General features: G+C 69.1%; 4 protein-coding genes and 1 pseudogene. All 5 read right to left on the bottom strand.

Features of this window, described 5'->3' with window-relative positions:
• Window positions 1-464 precede the first annotated feature (464 nt).
• Window positions 465-1655 (bottom strand): cytochrome P450, encoded by a 1191-nt coding sequence (locus FGD71_RS11280; RefSeq protein WP_119100266.1) that lies wholly within the window; start codon window positions 1653-1655, stop codon window positions 465-467.
• Complete coding sequence (locus FGD71_RS11275; RefSeq protein ID WP_119100265.1) at window positions 1652-2863, bottom strand: cytochrome P450; 1212 nt, start codon at window positions 2861-2863, stop codon at window positions 1652-1654. The genes FGD71_RS11280 and FGD71_RS11275 overlap by 4 nt, the downstream gene beginning before the upstream one ends.
• A gap of 110 nt (window positions 2864-2973) precedes the next feature.
• The gene (locus tag FGD71_RS11270; RefSeq protein ID WP_119100264.1) at window positions 2974-3195 is read right to left on the bottom strand and encodes an MbtH family protein; all 222 of its coding nucleotides are present in this window, start codon (window positions 3193-3195) and stop codon (window positions 2974-2976) included.
• A gap of 47 nt (window positions 3196-3242) precedes the next feature.
• Window positions 3243-7002, bottom strand: a pseudogene (locus FGD71_RS50125) (non-ribosomal peptide synthetase); the annotation flags it as partial.
• A gap of 1 nt (window position 7003) precedes the next feature.
• A partial coding sequence (locus FGD71_RS50120) for a condensation domain-containing protein (RefSeq protein ID WP_425329664.1) occupies window positions 7004-8690 on the bottom strand: 1687 nt, incomplete at its 3' end.
• Window positions 8691-8804 lie beyond the last annotated feature (114 nt).

Raw genomic sequence — 8804 nt, 5'->3', positions numbered from 1 at the left:
TGCGGGATCTGAAGATCCACCCCGTCCAGCACCCGCTGCTCCCCATACGCCTTCACCAGCCCCACAGCACTGATCGCCGCAGCACGGGGTCCCGCGGAACTCCTGGACTCACTCGCTGACATGACATTCCTCCTCATGGAACGAACCGACTTGCACTGTGTTCAAGTACGACTCTAGAGCCGACTTGCACAGTGTGCAAGTGATGTCTTGAACATTGTGCAACCAGAGATCTTGATCTTGCTTGCCGCACGGCGCGTCACACGTACTCGCCGGCAACGAGGGGTGTGACCGTGAACCGGCGGCTGTCGTGGGTGGTTCAGTTCCCTCGTTCCGACAACGACGTTACGAGCAGGTCTTATCGGCCGGATATTGAAGAGCTATCGGGCACGCGGACATGCAGAAATCCCCTTCCGGGGGCCAGAACTCAGGCCCCCGGAAGGGGATTTTCCGTAGGTGTGCCGCGGTCAGTCCGTGCGGACCGCCAGGGAGCGCACACCGGTGAACTCGGGCGAACCGAAGAAGACCGGAGCGACGTCCGGGTCCACCCGCAGGTGTGCGTAGCGGTCGAGGACGAGGTTGAAGATGATGCGCGTCTCCACCCGGGCCATCGCCGCGCCGATGCAGTAGTGCGCACCACGGCCGTAGCCGACGTGCTGGTTGGGGGCGCGGGTCACGTCGAAGGTGTCCGCGTCGGGGAACTGGCGCGGGTCCCGGTTGGCCGCTCCGAGCTGCAGGCTGACCATCTGGTCCTTGGGTATCGTCACCCCACCCACCTCGACCTCGGCCTCGGTGGCCCGGTAGGAGGTCGTGGCCGGTGTGAAGTACCGCATGACCTCCTCGAACATGCCCGGCACCAGCGAGCGGTCGGCCCGGACCTTCGCCGCCTGCTCGGGGAACGTCTCCAGACACAGCATCGTGTTGCCGATCAGGATGGGGCTGGTCAGGTGCCCCGCACCCAGCACGGCGACCGCGAAGTTGATGATCTCGTCGTGCGCCATCGGACGGCCGTCGAGGTACTTGAACTCGAGCATCAGGCTGAGCAGGTCCTGCTTCGGCTCCCTGCGGCGCTCGTTGATGATGTCGCCGAGGAAGTCGCGCAGCGGAAGCAGCGGCCCGAGCAGCGAGTCGAAGTACTCCTCGCCGCCCTCTCCGACCGTGCTCATCTGCACATCGGAGTCCATCGTCTGGTCCACGGCCTTGAACATGTCACGGTGCTCGGCCGGGGTGCCGAGCAGTTCGCTGAAGAGGATCCCCGACAGGTCGTCGATGAAGTCGCCCAGCAGGTCGAACCGGTCCCGGCCGGCCAGCTTGTCGAGCAGTTCGCCGCCGAGCTTGGTGATCCGCACCTCGAGGTCGTCCATGGCCTTGGGGCTGAACGCGCGGCCGACCTGCCGCCGCATATGGATGTGCTCGGGGCCGTTCATCTGGGCCATGTCGCCCTTGATCAGCTTCGCCTGCTCCTCGTCGACGTCGAACAGCCGCGTGGAGTCGGCCGAGAACGACTCGGAGTCGTTGAGGACGGCGAGCACCTCCGGATATCCGGCCACCTGCCAGACGCCCAGCTCCTCGTCGAACTTCACCTTCTCGTCCGGTAACTGCCCTCGCAGCCAGTACTTGTCCGCTGCGAGACCCCACCGGTCCGCGAACTCGGTCATGCCTTTCCCTTGCTTCCCTCGGCGGGAAGGACGTGCATCGCGCGGACGCCCACCATGTCCTCCGAGGGGAAGAAGGCGGTCTTGTCCTGGTCGGTGGTGAAGTCCGGGTAGCGGTCGAGCAGGGCGTTGATCGCGATCCTGCCTTCGAGCCGTGCCAGCCGGGTGCCCAGGCAGTAGTGGATGCCGTTTCCGAACGAGATGTGGTCGTTGGGGGTGCGGGCCGGGTCGTACTCGTCGGGGCGGTCGAACTTGAGCGGGTCACGGTTGGCCGCGCCCACCCACGGCAGGATCATCTGCTCGGCCGGGATCGTGACGCCGCCGATCTCCACGTCCCTGGTGGTCACCCGGGACAGCGTGGCGGCCGGCGGGAGCAGCCGCAGGGCCTCCTCGATCGCCGTCGGGACCAGGGAGCGGTCCTCGCGCACCTGGACGAGCTTGTCGCGCTCCAGGTCCAGGCACGCCATCGTGTTGCCGACCATCATGGTGCTGGTGATGTGGCCGGTGATCAGCAGGACGTTGGCGATGTTGACGACCTCGTTGTCGGTGAGGCGCTGGCCGTCGTCCTCCGACTGGATGAGATACGTGAGCAGATCCTCCCTCGGCCGTTCACGCCGCTGGAGAACCTGGTCGAGCATGTAGTCGAGCAGGGGCTTCAGTCGCGCTTCGGCGGCGTGGATCTGGTCCTCGATCCCGTCACCGCCGGCGACGAAGTCAAGGCCGGCCATGTTCTCGATGATGTCGAACGCGGCCCCCTTGAACAGGTCGAAGTCCTTGCTGTCGAGGCCGAGAAGGTCGGCGATGACACGGACCGGCAGCGGGTAGGCGAAGTCCGCCACCAGTTCGAAGCCGTCCTTCTCCGCCGCCGCGTCGAGCAGTTCATTGGTGATCTCGTGGATCCGCGGCTCGAGGCTCGCGATCACCTTGGGGCTGAAGGCGCGCCCGATCAGCTTGCGGTACTTGGTCTGTTCGGGCGGGTCCATCTGCGAGATGTCGCCCTCCTGGAACTTCGGATCGACCTGCACCGCGGCATACGCGGCTGTCTTGGCCGAGAAGGCCGAGGCGTCGCCGAGGATCTGCTCCACCTCGGCGAAGCCGTAGGCGCTCCAGGAGCCGAGCTGCTCGACGAACTCGACCGGCTTGTCCGGGCGGACGCCGCGCAGCCAGGGGCTGTTGGGATGGACGTTCCACCGCTCGATGACTTTGGACATGGGGAAGTCGTTCCTCTCTGGTTCTGGGGGGTGTTTTGAAAGTCCCGTGCGGTGCCCGCGGGCGCCGTGGGTGCTGTGCGGGACTTTCAAAACACCGCAAGGGCCCGGCGCTACTTCTCGGCGGCGGACATGGCCGCCCGCAGGCTCTTGGGCCGCAGATCGGTCCAGTTCTCCTCGACGTACTGCAGGCATGCGGCGCGGCCGGCCGCGCCGTAGACCGCCCTCCAGCCCGCGGGCACGTCGGAGAACGCCGGCCAGAGCGAATGCTGGTCCTCGTCGTTCACCACGACATAGAACTCACCGTTCTCGTCGTCGAACGGATTGCTGCTCATTCCTGGACTCCATTTCCGTTACCAACACACACGGGCATCAGGGAAGTTCAGCCGCGCTCTTGGCGTTTCCGGCGCCGCGCGGAGATCTCCCGGCCGATGATCGAGCAGATTTCGGCGGCGGGCTCCGCGTTGATCAGGTCGTGGTGCGTGCTTTCGATGTCGAACTGCTTGACGGAACCCGTGATGTACGGCTTCCACAGATCCCCGTACGTCGCGTCCTGTTGGGGCACGGCGTTGAAGAAGACCGCGTCGCCGTGGAAGACCGGCGAGGTGAACCCCGGTGTCAGCGACTGGTGGTTGACGATGACCCGGACCGCGTTGTCCAGGAACGACTCGTAGTCGTGCGAGCCGACCCCGCTGGTGAGGTGCTCACGGAGGTACTCCCGCAGCGCGCTCGGGGTGGGCGCCGCCTGCGTCACCAGATAGCTGCTGGGGACGCTGTCCAGCAGGGCCAGGAGCGCCACCTCGTGGCCCAGTCCCTGCAGTCGCGCGGCGATGGCCTGGGCGAACGTACCGCCGATGGAATATCCCGCCAGATGGAACGGGCCCGCCGGCTGGACGGCCAGGATCTCGCCGACATAATCGGCGATCATCTCGTCGATGGATTCGGGCAGTCGGGTCTCCCCGTCGAATCCCTTCGCCTGGATTCCGTAAATGGTCTGGTATTCCGGAAGGCGGGCGGCGAATCCGAGATACGGCCAGCATATCCCGCCGCCCGGGTGAATGAACCACAACGGCTCAGTGTCGGATACCGAGTTGCCCTCGCCGCTCGCGTTCCCCGCGTTCCCCGTGTTCCCCGCGTTCCCCGCGTTCCCCGCGTTTCCCTTGATGGAGAGAACGGGCGCGAACGGGTCGCCTGAGTGGCCGGCGTCGCCCTCCGACTCCAGGAACGTGGCCAGTTCGGCGACGGTCGGGGCGTCGAACACCGCCCTGAGCGGCAGGTTGACGCCCAGGACGACCCCGATGCGGCTGATGAGCCGGGAGGCGAGCAGCGAGTGCCCGCCCCGGGCGAAGAACCCGTCGTCGACGGTCACCGACGGCAGTCCGAGCACCTCGGCGAACAGACCGCACAGGATCTCCTCCCGGGTGGTGCGCGGCGCACGCCCCGTCGACACCCCCGCGTAGTCCGGCGTGGGCAGCGCCCGCCTGTCCAGTTTCCCGCTCAGGGTCAGCGGTATCTCGTCGATGACCATCAGCGCCGACGGCACCATGTGCTGCGGCAGCCGCTCCCGCACGAGTTCGCGCACCCCGGCCAGCAGATCACCGGCCACCAGGTCACCGGCCATCAGGTCACCGGCCCCCGGCTCGCCGTCCTCCTCGTCGCCGGTCCGGTCGCCTGCCTGCACCGGGGCGGCGACGACGTACCCGACCAGCCGCCGGTCGCCACCGTTGTCGTCGACGACCACGACCGCCTGGTCGACTCCGGGGTGCGCCGTCAACGCCGCCCGGACCTCGCCGAGTTCGATGCGGAAGCCGCGGATCTTGACCTGGTCGTCGGCGCGCCCGTGGAACACCAGGGCGCCCTCCGCGGTCCACGACACCACGTCGCCGGTCCGGTACATCCGCTCCCCCGGCCGCCCGAACGGGCAGGCCACGAAGCGTCCCGCGGTCACGACCGGCTTGCCGAGGTACCCCCGGGCCACACCGGGACCGGCGATGTACAGCTCGCCGGGCACCCCCACCGGGACCGGCTGCAGCGCCGCGTCCAGTACGTACACCCGGGTGTCGTGGATGGGCGTGCCGATCGGGAACACCCGGTCGTCCGCCGTCAGTGGCGCGCTCATGGTGGCGCACACGGTGGTCTCGGTCGGACCGTAGACGTTCATCATCCGGCGGCCCGGGGCCCATTGGGCGACCAGCTCGGCCGGCGGTGCCTCGCCGCCGACCAGCAGGGAGACCACGCTGCTCAGCGAGTCCGCCGGAAGCGCAGCGAGCATCGCGGGCGGCAGCATCATGTGCGTCACCCGGTGCCGGTCCACCGTGCGGGCCAGCGGCGGTCCGGGGGCGAGGTCCTCCTTGTCGGCGAGCACCAGGGCAGCGCCCGACAGCAGCACCGTGAACATCTCGCAGAGGGAGACGTCGAAGCTCGGCGAGACGAGCTGCAGCATCCTGCTGTCGGCCGTCACCGCCATCCGCTCCACGTGCGACGCGACCAGCGCGGCGACTCCGCGGTGGGTGACCACGGTGCCCTTGGGCTGCCCGGTCGATCCCGAGGTGTAGATGACGTACGCGGCGCTGTCGAGCGTCGTCGTGCGCGGAGGGGGCGTGGCGCCGGTCGCGTCGGAGCCGGAGTCGGCCGGGACCTCGTCCACCCGCAGGGTGGGCAGGTCGTGCCCGGCCAGCACCTCCGCCGCCGCGGCGTCCACCACCGCCAGCCGGGCGCCGGAGTCGCCCACCATGTAGGCGATCCGCTCGGCCGGATAGGTGTGGTCGACCGGCAGGTACGCCCCGCCCGCCTTGGCGACGCCGAGCAGCGCGACGACCAGGTCCGGCGAACGGCGCGTGGCCACCGCCACCACGGTCTCCGGCCCCACGCCCCGCTCGATCAGGGCGTGCGCCAGCCGGTTGGCCCGCTCGTCCAGCTCGCGGTAGCTGAGCTGGACGTCCTCGAAGAGCAGCGCCCGGGCGTCCGGAGTCGCGGCGGCCTGTCGTTCGAACTGGTCGGGTACGGTCCCCTCGGCCGTCGCCGCGGGGGTGTCGTTGAAGCCGGCCAGCAGCCGCTCGCGTTCCGCCTCCGGCCGTACGTCGACCGATCCGACCGGCACGTCGGGATCCGAGGCGAGCTGGCCGAGAACCCGGGCGAACCGCGCGGCGATCCCCTCGGCGGCGGCCGCGTCGAAGTGGTCCTCCTGGTACTCCATGACCACGTGCAGGCGGTCGTCGGCCGCGGCCGCGATGCCCAGCGGGTAGTGGGTGCCGTTGCCTGTGCTCACCTTGGTGATCGCGACGCTCTCGCCCGCGCCGGCGTCGCTCAGGCCCTCGCGCTCCATCGGGAACGACTCGAAGACGACGACGGTGTCGAACAGGGTGCTCAGACCGGCGGTACGGCAGATCTCTGTCAGCCCGATGTGGTGATGGTCCATCAGCGGGCCCTGCCGGTCCTGCAGACCGGTCAGCACCTGGCGGAAGCTCTGCCAGGGCGTCAACTCCACCCGCACGGGAAGGGTGTTGATGAACAGACCGACCATGGACTCCACGTCCGGCACCGCCGGCGGGCGGCCGGACACCGTGGTGCCGAACACCACGTCCTGCCGGCCCGTCAGCCCCGCGAGCACGATCGCCCAGGTGCCCTGCACCAGGGTGTTCAGTGTGACGCCCAGGTCGGCGGCGCACCGGATCAGGTCGCGGGCGGTGTCGGCGCTCAGCGGGATCTCCACCTGCCCGACGCGCTGCGGATCCGCTTCGACCGCGCGGTCGGACACGATCAGGGTGGGCTCCTCGACACCGGCGAGTTCGGTCCGCCACGCCCGCGCCGATTCCTCGGCGTCCTGCTGCGACAGCCACCGCAGGAAGTCCCGGTACCTGCGGACCCGAGGCAGTACGGAGGCGTCGCCCCCGGAGGTGTACAGGCGCAGCAGCTCCTGCATCAGGATGCTCAGCGACCAGCCGTCGAGCAGCGCGTGATGCGAGGTGAGGACCAGTTCGGCCTGCCGCGGTCCGGTCAGTGCCAGGGAGAGACGCAGCAGTGGTGCGGCGGCCGGGTCGAAGTGGTCCGCCTCGTCCTCGGCGAGCAGGCGCTCCAGTGCCTCGGCGCGCAGGGGAGCGTCCATGTCGCGCAGATCCGCAAGCTGCCAGGGCAGTTCGACGNGAGCGTCCATGTCGCGCAGATCCGCAAGCTGCCAGGGCAGTTCGACGTCGTCGAGGACGAGCTGGACCAGGTCGCCGGAGGCGTCGGGCACGAACGCGGTGCGCAGGTTGGCGTACCGGTCGAGCAGGGCCTGGCCGGCCGCCCGCATCCGCTCCGGGTCCACCGCACCGGACAACTGGTAGACGACCTGCACGTGGTAGGCGTCGTACGCAGAGTCGACCAGCATCGACTCGAAGAGCAGCCCGGACTGCAACGGAGTGAGCGGCCATACGTCCGAGAGGCCGGGGTAGCGCTGCTCCCATGTCTCGAGTTCGCTCTGCCGCACCGACACCAGCGGCACGTCCGACGGCGTCAGACCGCCCGCTTCCGGCTGGGCGACATGCCGGGCCAGGCCCTCCAGGGCCTCCCCCCACAGATCGGCCAGCTCCCGCACCTCGTCGTGGGACAGCACACCCACCGGGAACCCGAACCGGACGCCGAGCTGGGGGCCGTCCTCCGTGTCCGTCACAGCCGCGTTGATCTCCAGGGTGGACATCACGGGCATGTCCGCGTCCGGCACCGCGATCAGCTCGTTCGTGCCCGGCGCCTGCGACCAGCCCAGCCCCCGCAACTCCTCAGGCATGTCCGCCCCGGAGAAACGACCCAGATAGTTGAAGGCGATCTGCCCCGTCGGACACGGTGCAAGAACCGCACCCGTCTCCTCGTTCAAGTACCGCAACAGGCCATAACCCAGCCCCTTGTCGGGGATCCGCAGCAACTGCTCCTTGACCGCCTTGACCACCGAACCGGCCGCCGCACCCCCCGCCAGCGCCTCTTCCACATCCACACCGGCGAGATCGAGACGGACCGGGAACATACTGGTGAACCAGCCGACCGTCCGCGACAGATCGGCCCCCGGCACCACCGCCTCCTCACGGCCATGCCCCTCCAACTTCACCAGCAGCGACGACTCCTCCACCCCACGACCACGCCGCCAACGGGACACCGCCACCGACAACGCACTGAGCAGACCGTCGTTCACACCACCACGGAACGCGGCAGGCACATCCGTCAGCAGCGCTTCGGTGACCTCCGACGGAACCTTGAGCCACAGGTGATCCACCGTGGAGACCACGTCCACCGCGGGGTCGATCTCCCGCGAGCCGAGCAGCGGGTCCGGGCCGTCGACGACCGACTGCCACAGCTCCAGTTCCGCCACACGCTCGGGCGAGGACGCCTCCTCCACCAGGGCGTGCGTCCAGCGGCGTACGGACGTCGCCACCGCGGGCAGTTCGGGCGTCTCGCCCGCCCGCACCCGGCTCCACGCCTCGGCGAGGTCGGGAAGCAGGATGCGCCAGGACACACCGTCGACGACCAGGTGATGCAACACCACGATCAGACGGCCCGCCGCCTCGGCACCCGCGTCGAACCACACGAACTGCGCCATCACCCCGCCGGCCGGGTCCAACCGGCCCGTCGCGGCGTCCAGTTCCCGCGCGGCGCGGGCGCCCCAGGCTTCGTCCCAGGTGCCGTCGCACTCGACCCGGTGCACCAGACCGGCCACGTCGACCGTGCCCGGCGCGTCCACCCGCATGCCGTCGTCAACGAGTCGGGAGCGCAGCAGGTCGTGGCGGTCCCAGACCGCCGCCAACGTCGCCGTCAGACCGGCCCCGTCGATACCGACCGGCAGATCCACCACCGACGACATCGTGAACCGCCCATACCCGCCGCCGAGTTCGAGCAGATACCGCGCCACCGGCAGCAGCGGCACAAACCCCACACCACCGCCCTCGAACTCCTCCAGCACCACCGCCGCACCACG

The organism is Streptomyces sporangiiformans, from assembly GCF_005768555.2.
Lineage (GTDB): Bacteria > Actinomycetota > Actinomycetes > Streptomycetales > Streptomycetaceae > Streptomyces > Streptomyces sporangiiformans.
The sequence above is the reverse complement of the archived record's forward strand: the minus strand, read 5'-3'. Positions and strand labels throughout refer to the sequence as shown.

Bases quoted from the DNA above. Each gene is read 5' to 3' on its own strand.
- FGD71_RS11275 (WP_119100265.1), bottom strand. From the start codon at position 2,863: ATGTCCAAAGTCATCGAGCGGTGGAACGTCCATCCCAACAGCCCCTGG.
- FGD71_RS11280 (WP_119100266.1), bottom strand. From the start codon at position 1,655: ATGACCGAGTTCGCGGACCGGTGGGGTCTCGCAGCGGACAAGTACTGG.
- FGD71_RS11270 (WP_119100264.1), bottom strand. From the start codon at position 3,195: ATGAGCAGCAATCCGTTCGACGACGAGAACGGTGAGTTCTATGTCGTG.